The organism is Lachnospira pectinoschiza, from assembly GCF_900103815.1.
Lineage (GTDB): Bacteria > Bacillota > Clostridia > Lachnospirales > Lachnospiraceae > Lachnospira > Lachnospira pectinoschiza_B.
In genome coordinates, this window is the sequence record NZ_FNHZ01000002.1 from 102,828 (window position 1) to 120,550 (window position 17,723).

General features: G+C 35.9%; 15 protein-coding genes and 1 pseudogene. All 16 read left to right on the forward strand.

Annotation, left to right across the window (positions count from 1 at the left end; genetic code table 11):
- Positions 1-76 precede the first annotated feature (76 nt).
- The gene (locus tag BLQ66_RS04500) at positions 77-1,081 is read left to right on the forward strand and encodes a PhoH family protein (RefSeq protein WP_074521146.1); all 1,005 of its coding nucleotides are present in this window, start codon (positions 77-79) and stop codon (positions 1,079-1,081) included.
- Positions 1,082-1,131: 50 nt separating this feature from the next.
- Positions 1,132-1,638: pseudogene (gene ybeY / locus BLQ66_RS12340) on the forward strand (rRNA maturation RNase YbeY); the annotation flags it as partial.
- Between the two features lie 9 nt (positions 1,639-1,647).
- Entirely contained in the window at positions 1,648-2,049 is a 402-nt protein-coding gene (cdd, locus tag BLQ66_RS12345; protein ID WP_408606417.1) for a cytidine deaminase, read from the forward strand.
- A 47-nt stretch (positions 2,050-2,096) separates the two neighbouring features.
- Positions 2,097-3,410: an aminoacetone oxidase family FAD-binding enzyme gene (locus BLQ66_RS04510; RefSeq protein ID WP_074521148.1), complete on the forward strand. Its 1,314-nt coding sequence runs from the start codon at positions 2,097-2,099 to the stop codon at positions 3,408-3,410.
- Positions 3,391-5,052 carry an NAD(P)/FAD-dependent oxidoreductase gene (locus BLQ66_RS04515; protein ID WP_074521149.1) on the forward strand — a complete coding sequence of 554 codons (1,662 nt, stop codon included), beginning with the start codon at positions 3,391-3,393 and terminating at the stop codon, positions 5,050-5,052. Before BLQ66_RS04510 ends, BLQ66_RS04515 begins: the two co-directional genes overlap by 20 nt.
- An 82-nt stretch (positions 5,053-5,134) precedes the next feature.
- Positions 5,135-5,986 carry a glutamate 5-kinase gene (gene proB / locus BLQ66_RS04520; protein WP_074521150.1) on the forward strand — a complete coding sequence of 284 codons (852 nt, stop codon included), beginning with the start codon at positions 5,135-5,137 and terminating at the stop codon, positions 5,984-5,986.
- A 13-nt stretch (positions 5,987-5,999) separates the two neighbouring features.
- Positions 6,000-7,241: a hypothetical protein gene (locus BLQ66_RS04525; RefSeq protein ID WP_074521151.1), complete on the forward strand. Its 1,242-nt coding sequence runs from the start codon at positions 6,000-6,002 to the stop codon at positions 7,239-7,241.
- A 27-nt stretch (positions 7,242-7,268) separates the two neighbouring features.
- Complete coding sequence (locus BLQ66_RS04530) at positions 7,269-7,535, forward strand: DUF896 domain-containing protein (protein WP_074521152.1); 267 nt, start codon at positions 7,269-7,271, stop codon at positions 7,533-7,535.
- Positions 7,536-7,538: 3 nt separating this feature from the next.
- On the forward strand, positions 7,539-8,117 hold the full coding sequence (locus BLQ66_RS04535) for a 5-formyltetrahydrofolate cyclo-ligase (RefSeq protein WP_074521153.1): 579 nt from the start codon (positions 7,539-7,541) through the stop codon (positions 8,115-8,117).
- Between the two features lie 11 nt (positions 8,118-8,128).
- Positions 8,129-9,598, forward strand: coding sequence for a tRNA (N6-isopentenyl adenosine(37)-C2)-methylthiotransferase MiaB (gene miaB, locus BLQ66_RS04540; protein ID WP_074521154.1), 1,470 nt, complete (start codon positions 8,129-8,131; stop codon positions 9,596-9,598).
- Between the two features lie 27 nt (positions 9,599-9,625).
- On the forward strand, positions 9,626-12,280 hold the full coding sequence (gene mutS / locus BLQ66_RS04545) for a DNA mismatch repair protein MutS (protein ID WP_074521155.1): 2,655 nt from the start codon (positions 9,626-9,628) through the stop codon (positions 12,278-12,280).
- A gap of 51 nt (positions 12,281-12,331) precedes the next feature.
- Positions 12,332-14,320, forward strand: a complete 1,989-nt coding sequence (gene mutL, locus BLQ66_RS04550) for a DNA mismatch repair endonuclease MutL (RefSeq protein WP_074521156.1) — start codon at positions 12,332-12,334, stop codon at positions 14,318-14,320.
- 7 nt (positions 14,321-14,327) lie between these two features.
- Positions 14,328-15,287 carry a tRNA (adenosine(37)-N6)-dimethylallyltransferase MiaA gene (gene miaA / locus BLQ66_RS04555; RefSeq protein ID WP_074521157.1) on the forward strand — a complete coding sequence of 320 codons (960 nt, stop codon included), beginning with the start codon at positions 14,328-14,330 and terminating at the stop codon, positions 15,285-15,287.
- Positions 15,288-15,339: 52 nt separating this feature from the next.
- Positions 15,340-16,587 carry a methionine gamma-lyase family protein gene (locus tag BLQ66_RS04560; protein WP_242869327.1) on the forward strand — a complete coding sequence of 416 codons (1,248 nt, stop codon included), beginning with the start codon at positions 15,340-15,342 and terminating at the stop codon, positions 16,585-16,587.
- A gap of 116 nt (positions 16,588-16,703) precedes the next feature.
- Positions 16,704-16,964 (forward strand): DUF4321 domain-containing protein, encoded by a 261-nt coding sequence (locus BLQ66_RS04565; protein WP_074521159.1) that lies wholly within the window; start codon positions 16,704-16,706, stop codon positions 16,962-16,964.
- A 35-nt stretch (positions 16,965-16,999) separates the two neighbouring features.
- The gene (radC, locus tag BLQ66_RS04570; RefSeq protein ID WP_074521357.1) at positions 17,000-17,683 is read left to right on the forward strand and encodes a RadC family protein; all 684 of its coding nucleotides are present in this window, start codon (positions 17,000-17,002) and stop codon (positions 17,681-17,683) included.
- Positions 17,684-17,723: the final 40 nt, after the last annotated feature.

Sequence of the window (17,723 nt, forward strand, 5' to 3'; positions counted from 1 at the left end):
TATAATTGTAAAGATAATGAGGCTAGCATACATTGTATGCTAGCTTTTTTATCAATTTTATCTTGGAGTGTAGTAGATGAGCGAATTAGAAAAGATGATTAATATCCCAGCTAGTGCTGCGGTTAATGTATTTGGACAGTTTGATGAATATGTACAGGCAATTGAGAGAACATTGCACGTTGATATTATCGCAAGAGATGAGAATGTAAAAGTAATAGGTGAGGAAACTAATGTTAGAAGCGCTGTTGAGGTTCTTAATAACTTAGTTACACTTAATAATAGGGGCAATCAGATAACTAGACAGAATGTTGATTATGCCCTTTCTTTAGTTTTAGAGAATAAGCAATCAGATATGATGCTTGAGATAGATTCAGATACCATTGCAAGAACTATTGCAGGTAGACCAATTAAGCCAAAGACTTTAGGCCAGAAGGAATATGTTGATATGATTAGAGACAACATGGTTACCTTTGGCATTGGTCCTGCAGGTACAGGTAAGACATATCTTGCTATGGCAATGGCCATTACGGCTTTTAAGAACAATGAGGTTAATAGAATCATTTTAACAAGACCGGCAATTGAAGCAGGTGAAAAGCTTGGATTCTTGCCAGGTGACTTACAAAGTAAGGTCGATCCATATCTTAGACCGCTTTACGATGCTCTTTATCAGATTATGGGAGCTGAGAGTTTTACAGCTAATATGGAGAAGGGTCTTATTGAGGTTGCACCTCTTGCCTACATGAGAGGTAGAACTCTTGATAATGCCTTTATTATCCTTGATGAAGCACAGAATACAACACCAGCCCAGATGAAGATGTTCCTTACAAGAATTGGTTTTGGAAGTAAGGTGGTTGTAACAGGTGATATGACTCAGAAGGATTTACCTTTTAATACACAGTCTGGATTAGAAGTGGCAATTAAGGTCTTATCTAGAGTGGATGGCATTGCATTTGCAAAATTAACTAATATGGACGTTGTAAGACATCCTCTTGTTCAAAAGATTGTAAAGGCTTATGAAAGCTATGAAGAGAAGTTAGAAAAGAAGAAAAAAGCCCCAAAGAATAGAGCTTTTAAAAAATAAAAAGGTAAATAAAAGGCCAAGAGCCTAAGGAAGAATTGAGAGGTATATTTATGGGAATTTACATTGAATATAATACAGATAAGAAATTTGATTTTAACTACGAAGACGTTATTAGATCAGTTATTATTGAGGCTATTGATTATGTAAAATGTCCTTATAAGGCAGAACTTAATGTAACAATTACAGATAATGAGGAAATTCATGAAATTAATAAGCAGTATAGAGATGTAGATTCAGCAACAGATGTACTTTCTTTCCCAGGCCTTAACTATGTAGAGCCGGGAGACTTTAAGAGCTTAAGAAAGTTTTTAGAGGAGAATCACGAGGACTACTTTAATCCTGAAACTGACGAGCTTATGCTAGGGGACATTGTGGTTTCAATTGAGAAGGTTTATGAGCAGGCCCACAAGTATGGACATTCTCCCCTTAGAGAACTTGCCTTTCTTGTAGCTCATAGCATGATGCATTTATTTGGCTATGATCACATGACTGAGCCTGAGGCTAAGGAGATGGAAGGAAAGCAGGAAGATGTCCTAGCTCGCCTTGATATTACAAGAGATAAGGATATAAAGATGATTACTAAGGCCACAAAGGAAGATGAGGCCTTAATTAAAGAGGCTAAGAAGGCTATGAAGTTTTCTTATTCTCCATATTCGAAGTTCCCTGTAGGAGCTGCTCTTTTAACAGAAGATGGCAAGATTTTTACAGGAGCTAATATTGAAAATGCATCTTATGGCGCTACAAATTGCGCAGAGCGAACAGCAATTTTTAAGGCCGTATCTACTGGTGAGAAAAAGTTTGTAAAGATTGCAGTAGTTTCAAAGAAGGGTGCAGCTTATCCATGTGGCATTTGTAGACAGGTAATGTCTGAATTTATGAATGAGAATGCAATTTGCCTTGTGGAAGTGGATAAGGAAATTAAAAGATATAGCTTAGGGGATTTGTTAGCATTTTCCTTTAAACTATAAGATTGTATAGGAAGAATAAGTAAAACTAAGAGATATAAGGATTGATTATGAAAGATTTTTTTGAATATGATTGCCTAATAGTGGGAGCGGGAGCTTCAGGGCTTTTTGCTGCTAGCCTTTTATCAACTGCAGGCCTTAAGTGCGCAGTGGTTGAGGCTAACAATAAGCTTGCTGCTAAGCTTTTACAAACTGGCAATGGAAAATGTAATTTCACAAATCTAAATCTTAATGAAGAAAACTATCAAAATGAAGATAGAGATAAGGCCTTTGCCATAATTAAGGAATTTGATAACAAGGAAGTTATTAATTACTTTAAGGAGCTTGGAGTTTTAACTAAGATTAGAGATGGCTATGTCTATCCTAGATCTGAGACAGCTCTTAGCGTGGTTAATGCCTTAAGACTTGATATAGAAAGTAAGAAAGTTAAGCAGTTCCTTAATTGCAGTTTTAAGTCCTTTAAAAAGGAAGGGGATTATTTCCTTGTAAACTGCCTTGAAAAGATGGAGGAAAATTCTAAAAAGCAAGAAGCCTCTAAAAAGCAGGAGGCAAGCTTTCCAATCACCATTAAGGCAAAGAAACTTATAATTGCTACAGGAACTAATGCAAGTATAGATAATAAAAGAAAGTCTAATCAGGAAGAATTCCTAAAGAACATGTCCATTAAATACAAAAAATTTCTACCAGCCCTAGTAGCACTAAAGGCAGATAATAAGTTTATTAAGCTAGCTAAGGGAGTTAGAGCCCTTGGTAAGGTTACAATTCTTGTGGATGGTAAGGAAATCGCCTCTGATATAGGTGAGATTCAGTATGCAGATTATGGTATTTCAGGAATCCCTGTTTTTCAGGTAAGTAGATATGCGACTGCTGCCATAAACGATAAAAGGAAGGTGTATGCAAGCCTTGATATTACACCAGATTTTACTAAAGAGGAGCTTTTTGAAAATGTTTCTCTTATTGTAAAAAATGGACAAACTAAACTTTTAAGAGAACTTTTTGATGGCTTTATTAATCATAAATTAATGGAATTTATTTTAAAGAATATTAATATGGACCTAGATATAAAGGCTAGTAATTTAACTTCTAAGGATATTGATAAGATTTGCAAGGCCCTTAAAAATACCAGCCTTGAAATCACAGATTCTAAGGGAGAAAACTTCGCTCAAGTTTTACAGGGTGGAGTTTTGTTTAGCGAGTTAACGCCTGACTTAGAGTCAAAGAAATATCCAGGCCTATATTTTTGTGGTGAGATTGTAGATGTAGATGGCATGTGCGGTGGCTACAATTTACAGTGGGCTTTTTCATCGGCTCACAAGCTATCTAAAAAGATAATAGGAGAATATAGTGGAACAGGAAGTAATTAGAATATCTAATATTAAATGTAAGCCAAATGACGGCCTTGATTTAATTGAAAAAAAGATTAGAAAGGCCCTTAATTTAGGCAAGGAAGATATTAAATATGAGATTTTAAAGCGCTCTATTGACTCAAGACATAAGCCAGAGATTATCTATCTTTATAGCGTCATTGTCTTAAGCGTTAAGGGAAAGAGCTTTAAGGATATATTAAAAAGAACTAGAGATAAGAATGTGACTCTATCTAAAAAAATAATTTATCAGTTAGATACAAGCACTAAGGGACGTGAAATTAGTGAAGAGGAAAGACCTGTTATTATAGGTTTTGGTCCTGCAGGAATCTTTGCAGCCCTTAATTTATCTAGAATGGGCCTTAGACCTATTGTCTATGAGAGAGGTCTTGAAATCTCAAAAAGACAGGAAAAGGTTAATGGCTTTTGGTCAGGGGAAAAGCTTGATTTAAACTGTAATGTACAGTTTGGCGAAGGCGGGGCTGGTACATTTTCAGATGGTAAATTAAATTCAAGTATTCATGAGAGTACCGGAAGAATTAGTTATGTTCTTAATACCTTTGTAGAACACGGGGCAAATCCGGAGATCCTTTATGTTAACAAGCCACATATTGGAACAGATGTCCTAGCAAAGGTCATTGTAAGTATTAGAGAAGAGATTAAGGCTAATGGCGGAGAGATACATTTTGCATCAAAGCTTGAGGCTATTAATTTAAAGGCTAATCCAAGTGGGGAAAAGGAGATAGACTCCCTAGAGATTAAGGATTTAACTACAGGTAAAATTTTTACAAAAACTGCTAGAAAGGTAATTCTAGCTATTGGACATAGTGCAAGAGATACCTTTGAAATGCTTGATAAGCTAGGTATTATGATGACTGCAAAGCCTTTTGCTGTGGGCGTTAGAGTGGAGCATAAGCAGGAACTTATTAATAGAAATGCTTATGGGGCTGCCCTTGATAATCCAAATTACAAGCTTCCAACTGCAGATTATAAGGTGACTTATAAGACTCATGCTAGCGGCGAGGAAAGAGGGGTTTATTCCTTCTGTATGTGCCCAGGTGGTTATGTGGTTAATGCATCAAGTGAGGAGGGGGAGCTTGCCGTTAACGGAATGAGCTATTCAAGCCGTGCAGGAGAGAATGCAAACTCTGCAATTATTGTAACCGTAACTCCTAAAGATTTTGGTGAAAATGTACTTGATGGTATGAAATTCCAGAGAAAACTTGAGGCTGCTGCCTATAGAGAAGGTGAAGGTAAGATTCCTGTGCAGACCTTTGGAGATTTTGATAAGGGCGTCAAGTCAACTAGTCTTGGTAAGGTAAGTCCTAATACTAAGGGGGATTATAAGCTTTCAAATTTAAGAGAAGTTTTACCAGAATTTATAACTAGTTCATTAACTGAAGGAATTCATGGCTTTGATAAGTTTATTAAGGGCTATGATAACGAGGAAACACTACTATTAGGCGTGGAATCAAGAACTTCATCCCCTGTTAAGATTTTAAGAAATGATGATTATTATTCAATAAATATTAAGGGTCTATTACCATGTGGTGAGGGTGCTGGTTATGCAGGCGGTATAACTAGTGCGGCAGTAGATGGAATGAAGGCTTGCGAGGCAATTGCCAAGGGCTTTATAAACTAGACTTTTTTTAGGAAATATAGTAAAATTAATCCTTGTGAAACTTTAGGTTTTGCAAGGATTTTTTAGGGCTAAAGGTGACTATATGGAGAATTTACGAGAAGCAATTAAAGGCAAAAAAAGAATAGTTATTAAGATAGGTTCCTCATCACTTATGCATGAGAATACAGACAGATTAAACCTATTAAAGATTGAGAAGCTGGTAAGAACTTTGGTGGATATTAAGAATTCAGGTAGAGACGTGGTTTTAGTGTCTTCTGGTGCTATTGCAGTAGGAAGAAATGCCATTGGTCTTGATTGTAAGCCGTCGGAGTTACCAGTTAAGCAGGCTTGTGCAGCCATTGGACAGGCAAAGCTTATGATGGTTTACCAGAAGATTTTTGCTGAATATAATGCTTTAGCAGCACAGGTTTTAATGACAAAGAACACAGTCCTTAATAAGACTAATAGATTGAATGCTAGAAATACATTTGACGAATTATTAAAACTACATGCAATTCCTATAGTTAATGAGAATGATACAATTTCAACATATGAGATTGAACAGCTTAATACATTTGGAGATAATGATAGATTATCAGCAATTGTTTCAGCTATTATTGGGGCTGATTTGCTAATTCTTTTATCAGATATTGACGGATTATATACAGATGATCCTAATTCTAATCCAGATGCTAAATTTATTGAGTGCGTAGATACACTAGATGATAAGACCCTTGATATGGGTAAGGACAGCTCAAAGAGTAGTGTCGGTACAGGGGGCATGGCAGCTAAGCTTGTGGCTGCTAAGATTGCTACTTATTCAGGTGCAGATATGGTTATTACTAATGGTAATGACATTGAAAATATTAATAGAGTTTTAAAGGGTGAAAGTGTTGGTACAATCTTTAAGAGCAATAAGATTGAGAATTTCAACCTTAATTCACTAATCGATTAATTTCGGAGGATATATGGATATTCAGCTTATTAAGAATGCCGAAGAAAGTAAATATATACCCCTAGCTGGCGAATTGTTACTTCAAACTCAGAATGACGAGTCGATTTTTAGCAATCGATTTAGGTCAAAGAAGATGTTTTTACTTAATGCGTCAACTAATGAACGTTTTGAAATTGGTGCAGGAATTAAGAAGTATTTGTTTGGAGAGATTTCTTATGCAAGTAAGGAGCCAAACTATATATACTTTGTTTCCCTTGAGGAAGAAACTGCAGAAAGCTTTTGGGTAATTCTTTATAAATATCAATTTGATAATGATGAGATTTCTATAAGTTACAAATTTTCTATGAATAAATCAGACATAGAGGATAGACTTCTTATCTTTGCAATTGATGGAAATTATCTATTGATTGAGCAGATTGATAGAAAGACTAATAAATTTAAGAGAATAATTCTTCATGAGACAAATCAAGATAGAGACATTCCTATTGAGAATTCCCTGGTTGGAGTTTTAGGTGCTGAGAGAATTATTCCAATTAGTGGTAATAATTGCGTGGTTAAACTTGGAGCAAGCAAGACCTTTGAGCAATTTAAGAATGACAATAAGAGGAAGGACATTTTAATAAGTTCCTATTCCTTAGTGGATGAGGCAGACGTGGTGGACGAGTTTGAAACTAACGAGCAGCTAACACCAGAGACTGAGATTATTGGAATTGTTAATATTAGACAGTTTATCTCAGAGAATTCTCTTAACGGGGCCAACGTCAGCATGGAAAGACTTGATGTTGCAAAGAAGGATTCCACTTTCCCATACATTAAGATAACAGAAGGTAAGGTGGTTTATTCTAAGTTCTCCGCTGAATATCATTCAGAGAAGATCGTTTTTTATGATTATGAAAATGATGTAAAGCAGGTACGTCTTAATAATGACGTTTATAAAAGCGCGGACTTAAGTTATACCTACATCATTAACGACACACCATATATGATAAGCAGAGCTAAGACTCAAACTACTATGCTTAATCTGAATAACCAGAAGATTGAGGCAAAGTTTGGAGCAGATGTCTATGTGAAATTTGTAGAGAATGACCTTTTGGTTTTATCTAGAAAGAAGCACAAGATTCCATTTTTTAATGAGGGCTCAAACTACATTGAAGTAGTTCGATTCCCAGATATACATACTAAGGTATTTACAACAAAGGCAGACTATAAGTACTGTATTTCCACAGGAAATAATTTGCTTATTTTTACACTTTAGTTTTTAAGATAGAAAGGAAGTAGTTTTATGAATATGCAGGAAAGACTTGATAGAATTAATGAACTCTATAGAAAGTCTAAGGCTGAAGGCTTAACAACTGCTGAAAAAGAAGAGCAGGATAAATTAAGAAAAGAATATGTTAAGATTTTCCGTGAGAATCTAAGAGGTTCTCTTGAGACAATTAAGATTCAGAATCCTGATGGCAGTATTATTGATGTCAAGGAAAGACATGATGAGAAGATGAGATTAAAGGCAGAAAAAGAATTAGAAGAAGCTAAGAAAAACGGTAACTAGAACATGGAAAAGACAGAGCTAAGGAAGTTAATTAAGAAAAAACGAAACACATTTTCAAAAAATAAATTAGCTAGTTTAAGCGATAGAATAGCGGACAATCTCTTTAAATTAGAGGAATTGACTTTTGTAAAAAATGTACTTATCTATGTAAGTACTAATGTGGAAGTTGATACAAGAAAATTAATTCTAAAATTTCTTGAGGCAGGTGTTAATGTATATGTGCCTCGTGTAATGGATTTAGGCCAGGGACTTATGAGATTTTTTAAGATAAATAGCTTAGAGGATTTAGAGCCAGGTTGCATGAAGATTTTAGAGCCAAAACTAGATTTAGAAGAACTTGATGAAGCTAGTATTGATGATAGCTTTTGCATTATAATGCCGGGTCTTTCTTTTGATAAAAAAGGACATAGGTTAGGTTATGGCGGCGGATTTTATGACAGATTTAATGCAAGAGTTAACCCTAAGCTTTTAAAAGTTGCCCTTAGTTTTGAATTTCAGCTTGTAGATGAATTAATAGCAAACGAATTTGATATAGATGTAGACAAGGTTATTACTGAAAAAGAAATAATAAATTGTAAGTAAAGGATATTTTTATGAATACGGAAATTAAAAAGGAATTAGATAAGATTAAACCAGTTCAGAAAATTAAGGAAGCAGTTGAAAGCAGCGAAGAGCTTTCAGTTCAGATAGAATATATTGGAAAGTGCCAAGAGTATATTATGGATTTAAAGAATAGACTTGGCAGGCCACTTTACGCTTGCATTAACACATTTGGTTGCCAGATGAATGCAAGAGACTCAGAGAAATTACTAGGAATTTTAAAGGAAATTGGCTTTGTGGAAACAGATGATGAAACTAAGGCCGATTTTGTTTTATATAATACATGTACAGTTAGAGAGAATGCCAACTTAAGAGTTTATGGTAGATTAGGTCAGTTACGTGGCTTAAAGAGAAAGAAGCCTCATATGCTTATTGCTCTTTGCGGTTGTATGATGCAGGAGCCAGAGGTAGTTGAAAAGATTAAGAAGTCATATAGATTTGTAGATATTGTATTTGGTACATTTAATATCTATGAGTTAGCACAGCTTATTTATGAGAGAATCACATCTAATAAGCAGGTTGTAGACATTAGACAGGATACTAATGAAATTGTAGAAAATTTACCTGTAGAGAGAAAGTTCTCCTTTAAGTCTGGTGTTAATATTATGTATGGCTGCGATAAGTTCTGTACTTATTGTATCGTTCCTTATGTTCGTGGTAGAGAAAAGAGCCGTGAGCCAAAGGAAATTATTAGAGAAATCGAGCACCTTGTAGCTGATGGCGTTAAGGAAGTTATGCTTCTTGGACAAAATGTAAACTCATACGGCAAGGGACTTGATGATGATGTTACATTTGCAAACCTTTTAGCTGAAATTGATAAGATTGAAGGTTTAGAGAGAATTAGATTTATGACACCATACCCATCTGATTTTGGTGATGATGTTATTGAAGTCTGTTCAAAATCTACTAAGATTTGTAACCACTTCCATATGCCAGTGCAGAGTGGTAGTACAAGACTTCTAAAGAAGATGAACAGACGTTACACTAAGGAAGAGTATTTATCATTAATTGATAGAATTAGAGCTAAGCTTCCTAATGTTTCATTTACAACTGATATTATTGTTGGTTTCCCAGGTGAGACAGAAGAAGATTTCCTTGAAACTCTTGACGTGGTACGTAAGGCAAATTACGACAGTGCTTACACATTTATTTACTCAAAAAGAACAGGTACACCTGCTGCCAAGTTTGAAGACCAGGTGCCAGAGGATGTGGTTAAGGATAGATTTAACCGCTTACTTGAAGTGGTAGATGAAGTTTGTCATAAGAACAGTAAGAGATTTGAAGGCCAGACAGCAAGAGTACTTGTGGAAGGACTTGATGATCACGAAGAGGGCATGGTAACAGGCCGTATGACTAATAACATCTTAGTTCACTTTAAGGGAGATGCATCCTTAATTGGTTCCCTTGTGGATGTTAAACTTGTGGAATGCAAGGGCTTTTATTACATGGGCGAGTTAGTTTAAGCACAAATAAAAAATGGAGGAGAAGAAATGGCTGAATATTCACCGATGATGCAACAATATCTAAAGACTAAAGAAGAATATAAGGATTGTATTCTCTTTTATCGATTAGGCGATTTCTATGAAATGTTTTTTGACGATGCCATTCAGGTATCAAAAGAGCTTGAGTTAACTCTTACAGGAAAAGATTGCGGACAGGAGGAAAGGGCACCTATGTGTGGTATCCCTTTCCATGCTGCCGAAGGCTATATTAATAGACTTGTAGCTAATGGTCACAAGGTGGCCATTGGTGAACAGGTAGAAGATCCTAAAACTGCAAAGGGTCTTGTTAAGCGAGAGGTTATCAGGGTTGTAACTCCTGGTACTAATATTGAATCTAGTGCTCTTGATGAAACTAAGAATAATTACACTATGAGTATTTTTTATCTTGGTGAGAAATTAGGAGTGTCTTTAGTAGATTATTCTACAGGAGAATTCTTTGTAACAGAGCTAACAACAGGCTCTGCTTTAATTGATGAAATTAATAAATTTACTCCATCAGAAATTATTATCAATGATTATTTTCTAATGTCAGGAATTGATATTAATACAGTTTGTGATAAGTTAAATGTTTCTGTATCAACTCTTGATAATTGGTATTTTGATGATGATACAGCAAAGAGAACCATAGAGGAACATTTTCATGTAACTGACCTTACAGGTCTTGGTCTTGCTGACTTAACTGTTGGAATTAATGCTGCGGGCTCACTTCTTGTCTACCTAAAAGAGACTCAAAAGACAGAGCTTTCACACATTACTAATCTAGTTCCTTATACTACAGGAAAATATATGCTTATCGATTCTTCATCAAGAAGAAACCTTGAATTGGTTGAGACCATGAGAGAGAAGCAAAAGAAGGGTTCTCTTCTTTGGGTACTTGATAAGACTAAGACTGCAATGGGTGCTAGATCCCTTCGACTTTTAATTGAGCAGCCTCTTATTAATAAAGAAGAAATTATTAGAAGACAGGATGCTATTGAGGAACTTAATAATCATGCTATTGATAGGGAAGAGTTAAGAGAATATCTAAATCCTATCTATGATTTAGAGCGAATCATGACTAAGATTAGTTGTCACTCAGCTAATCCTAGGGACTTAATTGCTTTTAAGAATTCTTTGGAAATGTTACCTCATATCAAGAGAATTATTGGAAGCTTTCAGTCTGATTTATTCAAAGAATATTTTAATGAATTAGATGATTTGTCCGATTTATACAATTTAATTTCAGCAGCTATTATTGATGATCCACCAATTGCTATGCGTGATGGCGGACTTATTAAGGATGGCTATTCTGCGGAAGTGGATGAGCTTAAAAATGCGAAGATTAACGGTAAGGATATGCTTGCAGCTATAGAAGAGCGTGAACGTGAGGCAACAGGCATTAAGAACTTACGTATTAAATACAATAAGGTTTTTGGTTACTATTTAGAGGTTACTAATTCCTTTAAGTCACTAGTACCAGATAACTGGGTTAGAAAGCAGACTTTAACTAATGCCGAGCGTTATACAATGGATGAGTTAAAGAAGCTTGAAGATATGATTCTTGGAGCTGAAGATAAGCTATATTCTCTAGAATATGACTTATTTGTTGAGGTTAGAGATAAGATTGCAGGAGAGGTTTTACGTATTCAAAAGACTGCAAGAGCAGTGGCAATGATTGATGTATTTGCTTCTCTTTCAGTGGTTGCTGTAAATAATAACTTTACAAGACCTAGAATTAATGAAAAGGGAATCATTGATATTAAGGATGGTAGACATCCAGTGGTTGAGAAGATGATTTCAGGAGATATGTTTGTTTCAAATGATACATATCTTGATAATAATGCCAACAGAGTGGCAATTATAACAGGTCCTAATATGGCTGGTAAGTCTACATATATGAGACAGACAGCTCTTATTTGCTTACTTGCACAAACTGGTTCTTTTGTTCCTGCAAGTTCTGCTAACATTTGCCTAGTAGATAGAATCTTTACAAGAGTTGGTGCATCAGATGATTTGGCCAGTGGACAGTCTACCTTTATGGTTGAGATGACCGAGGTTGCCAACATTTTACGAAATGCTACTAAGAACAGTCTTATTATTCTAGATGAGATTGGCCGTGGTACTTCTACCTTTGATGGACTAAGTATTGCCTGGGCTGTAGTTGAGCACATCGCTAATACTAAGATTCTTGGTGCTAAGACACTTTTTGCTACTCATTATCATGAGCTTACTGAACTTGAAGGGTCTCTAGCGGGCGTTAAGAATCTTTGCATTGCCGTTAAGGAAAAGGGCGATGATATCGTATTCCTTAGAAAGATTGTAAAGGGCGGCGCAGATAAGAGTTATGGTATTCAGGTGGCAAGACTTGCAGGCGTTCCTGAATCCGTTCTTGATAGAGCTAAGGAATTAGTGCTTGAGCTTAGTAATGCTGACATTTCCATGAAGGCAAAGGACATTGCTCAGTATTCAAAGCAGAGCTCAAAGATTGGAGAAGAGTATAAGAGCGTGTCTGACCTTGATGTAAGACAGATGACACTATTTGATGCGGCTCCAGATAATGACATTTTAGATGATTTAAGAAATCTTGATATAACTAATATGACACCTATTGATGCCCTTAATGAGCTCTACAAGCTACAGGGCAAGTTAAAGAATAGATGGTAGAATTGTTGAATAAAAGAGACATAAATTAAGGCTAAAGTTGGGAGGGATGATATGCCTATTAAGATGCTAGATCAGGCTACAATTAACAAGATTGCAGCTGGTGAAGTAGTTGATAGACCTCAGTCTATTGTTAAGGAGCTTGTGGAAAATGCTATCGATGCCGGAGCAAGTGCAATTACAGTAGAGATTAAAGAAGGCGGAATTAGTTTTATAAGAGTAACTGATAATGGTAGTGGTATTAACGGAGACGAGATTCCAACTGCCTTTCTTAGACATGCCACTAGTAAGATAAAGTCTATTGAAGATTTAATTAGCGTATCTTCTCTTGGCTTTAGAGGTGAGGCTCTTGCAAGTATTGCAGCGGTTGCCCAAGTGGAACTAATTACAAAGACTAAGGATAAGTTAAATGGTTATCGTTATGTAATTGAAGGCGGTAAGGAGAAGAGTCTAGAGGAGGTTGGCGCCCCTGATGGTACAACTATTGTTGTAAGAAATTTATTCTACAATACTCCAGTTCGTCGTAAATTTTTAAAATCTGCCAACACAGAAGGGGGCTATATTAACTCTCTTATGCAGTACCTAGCCCTTTCACATCCAGATGTTTCTTTTAGATTTATTGCTAATAATAACAATAAATTGCACACTTCTGGTAACACTAATTTAAAGGACATTATTTATAGTGTTTATGGCAGGGAGATTACTGCAAACCTTTATGAAATTAATGCAAAGACTATGGATATTTCCATGAAGGGTTTTATATGTAAGCCTTTTATTTGTAGAGGTAATAGAAGCTACGAGAATTATTACATCAACGGCCGTTACATTAAAAGTAACATTATTAATAAGGCCATTGAGGATGCTTATAAGGGCTTTGTAATGCCAAAGAATTATCCATTTACAGCGATACATTTTACAATTAATTCTGAAATTATTGATGTAAATGTGCATCCTTCAAAGATGGAGCTTCGCTTTGCAAACAATGATTATGTCTATAATTTTGTATATGCAAGCGTGCTTTCTTGCTTAAAGGATCAGGAGCTTGCAGCAAATGTTTCTGTGGGTCCTAATAGTGAGAAGGAAGAAAGGACTGTGGCACAGCCAAGTCTTACAGCACAAGCAACAAATCCTACTGATAGAAGACCTGAGCCTGCTAGTCTAAATCAGCATGATAAGAAGGATACTGAAGTTAAATTTGGTATGGCAAGCTATAATGGACTTAGTTCACAAAATTCAGCTCCTAAATATCAAGAGAGAAGAATCGATAAGGTATCTGCTGCAGAGATTGAAAATCAGGTTAAGCCAAACATTAATAAGGAAAGACTTCCTGAGCCTTTTGAAATCAAGCGTTCTAATGAAATGATTAAAGAGGACTTAAAGGAGTATGAGGCTGTTAATGATAAGCTAAAGACTTCAGAGCAGATGTCCATTTTTGATGATAAATTATTAGCCCAGACTAATAAGCCAAAGTATAGGATTATTGGCCAGCTCTTTGAGACTTACTGGTTATTTGAGCTAGGAGATAAGTTTTATATGATGGATCAGCACGCAGCTCACGAGAAGGTGCTATATGAGCGTTTTATGAAACATTTGCATGAAAAGGAAATGTCTTCACAGATGATTATGCCTCCGGTTATTCTTACTCTTAACATGAGAGAAGAGGAGTTATTAAAAGAAAATATGAAGCGCTTTAAGGATTTGGGCTATGAAATTGAGGAGTTTGGTGGCAATGAATATAAGCTTACAGGAATTCCTGCAGGCCTTCCAACTCTTGATTATAAGGCGCTTTTTATAGAAATTTTGGATAACTTAACTGAGGATTATAAGTCTGGTGAGGCAGAAATTTTTACGGATAGAGTGGCGACCATGTCTTGTAAGGCGGCAGTTAAGGGTAATAATAAGTTGTCTATTAATGAGGTTGAGGAGCTTATGCAAGAGCTTATGACTCTTGATAATCCTTACAATTGTCCTCATGGCAGACCAACTTTGATTATTATGACTAAGTATGATATTGAAAGAAAGTTTAAGAGAATAGTAGGTTAATAAATTTATGGAAAATAAAGACAAACAACCTTTAATAATTATATCTGGACCAACAGCGGTTGGTAAAACTTCTAGTTCTATAAAGCTTGCAAAGGCCATTAACGGTTCTATTATTAGTGCTGATTCCATGCAGGTTTATAAGGGCATGGATATTGGTACTGCAAAGATTACAAAGGAAGAGATGGAGGGAGTTAAGCACTACTTAATTGACTGTCTTGATCCTAAGGATGAGTTTAATGTTATGGTTTTTAAGGAAATGGCTCTAAAGGCGATTGAAGAAATCAGACATGAAGGAAAGATTCCTATTGTAGTTGGTGGTACTGGCTTTTATGTGCAGGCTCTTTTATATGACGTGGAATTTACTAAGACGGAGGATGATAATAGTGAGTATAGAAATTCTTTATATGAATATGCTGATAAATTTGGTAATGAGGCTCTTCATGATAGGTTAAAAGAGGTGGATCCAGATTCTGCGGCGACTATACATGCTAATAATGTAAAGAGAGTTGCTAGGGCTTTGGAATATTTTCATCAGACAGGGGAGCTTTTCTCTAAGCATAATGAGACTCAAAAGCAGAGATCTTCTCCTTTTAATTATGTTTATTTCGTATTAAATGATGATAGAGATGCTCTTTATGAAAGAATTGACAAAAGAGTGGACAAGATGTTTTTAGATGGCCTTGTTGGTGAAGTTGAAAAATTAGCTAAAATGGGGTACACTAAAGACCTTGTGTCTATGCAGGGCATAGGTTACAAAGAGATTCTTGACTATTTAGATGGCAAGTATTCTTTGGAGGAAGCTAAGGAAATAATTAAGCGTGATACAAGAAGATTTGCAAAGAGACAGCTTACTTGGTTTAGACGAGAGAAGGACTGTCTTTGGCTAGATATTGGAAAGCTTGATTACGACTTTAGTAGAATAATTGATTTTATGATGCTTGAAATTAAGAATAGAGAATTAATTTAAAGGCATTAGTTGGAGGAATATCGTGAAATTAGCATATTGTAATGAATTTAACATCGACCCAAAGGTCTATGACTTTTGCGAAAGTGTAGAAAAATGTTTAAAGGCTAGATTTGAGAAAATCGATAAGGTCGCAGAATTTAACCAGTTAAAGGTTATTAGTGCTATGCAAAAGGCAAAGGTTTCAGAGGCACATTTATCTGGAACAACAGGTTATGGCTATAATGACTTAGGTAGAGATACATTAGAGGAGATTTATGCTGACATTTTCAAAGCAGAAGATGCTCTTGTAAGACCACAGATTACTTGCGGTACACATGCCTTAAATGTAGCACTTGCTTCCCAGCTTCGTCCAGGAGATGAGCTTTTATCACCTGTTGGAAAGCCTTATGATACTATGGATGAAATCATTGGTATTAGAGAATCTAAGGGAAGTCTTGCTGAATACGGCATTAGCTATAGACAGGTGGATCTACTCGAGGATGGTAGTTTTGATTTTGATGGAATTAAGGCCGCAATTAATGAAAAGACTAAGTTAGTTACAATTCAGCGTTCAAAGGGCTATGCTACAAGACCTACATTATCTGTTGAGCAAATCGGCGAGCTTATTAGCTTTATTAAGTCTATTAAGCCAGAGCTTATTTGTATGGTAGATAACTGTTATGGTGAATTTGTAGAAGAGATTGAGCCAACTGAGGTTGGAGCTGATATGTGCGTTGGTTCTTTAATTAAGAACCCAGGTGGCGGACTTGCTCCTTGTGGCGGTTATATCGTTGGTAAGAAGGAATGCATCGAGCAGGCAGCTTACAGATTAACTAGTCCGGGTCTTGGTAAGGAAGTTGGTGCTTCCCTTACTCTTAATCAAAGCTTCTATCAGGGCTTATTCCTTGCTCCAACAGTAGTAGCAGGCGCTCTTAAAGGTGCGATTTTTGCTGCAAATGTTTACGAGAAGGCAGGCTTTAAGTGTAGACCGACAGCAAGCGAAGATAGATACGATATTATTCAGAATGTAGAGCTTGGTTCTAAGGAAGGCTTACTTGCTTTCTGTAAGGGTATTCAGATGGCTGCTCCAGTAGATAGCTTCTTAACACCAGAGCCATGGGCAATGCCAGGTTATGATTCAGATGTTATTATGGCTGCCGGCGCTTTCGTTCAGGGTTCATCTATTGAACTTAGTGCAGATGGCCCATTAAAGGAACCATACCTTGTATTTTTCCAGGGTGGCTTAACATGGTATCATGCTAAACTTGGTATTATGATGAGTGCTAATGAGATGTTTAAGGCTGGTCTTTTTAACATTTAAATAAGTTTTAAATTAGTATTGTGCTTGAAAATCCCCCTATTTATGCTAAAATAGTTCTGTGCTATAATTTTAAGTGATTTTGTAATCAAGAAAATTATTCTAAAGAGGGGGATATAATGGCTAAGTATAAAAATGGCTGGTTATTGTTACTGTTTATTATTATTGGGATAGTACTTGGCGGTTTGGTAGCTGAAGCTGCAAAAGGGGTTTCTGGAATTTCTTGGCTAAGCTACGGACAAACAATTGGAACAGTAGATGGAAATTTAACTACTATTGATTTAGGGGTTATAATTTTTACTATTGCTCTTCAGATTAAACTGACAGTTGCAAGTATTATTGGCATTATTCTTGCAATTATTGTTTTTAAGGTTATTTAAGACGGGGTATTCTGTAATTTAATTACATGAATAGTATGTTTAACAACGGGGGCATTGACATTGAATTGATGCCTTATGAGAAGGCTTTAAGATATGGAATAGAGACTTTAACGGATGTGGAGATTTTAGCAGTGATTTTACGAACGGGAGTTGGTAAGATTAAGGTGCTAGACTTAGCTAAGTTATTATATGAGACAGCGGGAAATAAGGGCTTAGTTGGCCTTGCTTCTCTTGAAATTGATGATTTAGTTAAGATAAAGGGCATTGGTAGAGTTAAGGCTATTCAGATTAAATCTATAATAGAGCTTTCAAAGAGACTAGCTAAGTTAAAGGCCAATGAGAAGTTAGATTTTTCTAGGTCTGAGACGGTGGCTAAGTTTTATATGCAGGATTTAAGACATTTACAGCAGGAGCATCTAATTCTTGTTTTATTAGATAGTAAGTGCTGTTTAATTAAAGATATGGTCTTGACAGTTGGCACGGTTAATAGTTCCTTAATAGATACGAGAGACATTTTCATTAAGGCACTTAAAAGCGGGGCTGTACAGATTATGTTAATCCATAATCATCCAAGTGGAGATCCTACACCTAGCAAGGCAGACATTAATGTGACTAAAGAGATTTATGAGGCTGGTAAAATTCTTGGAGTTAATTTAACTGACCATATTGTTATAGGTGACAATACCTATGTTAGTCTCAAGGCTATTGGGATTTTTTAATTAAAGGAAAGGGTTTTATAACCTAAAGGAAAGGAATACG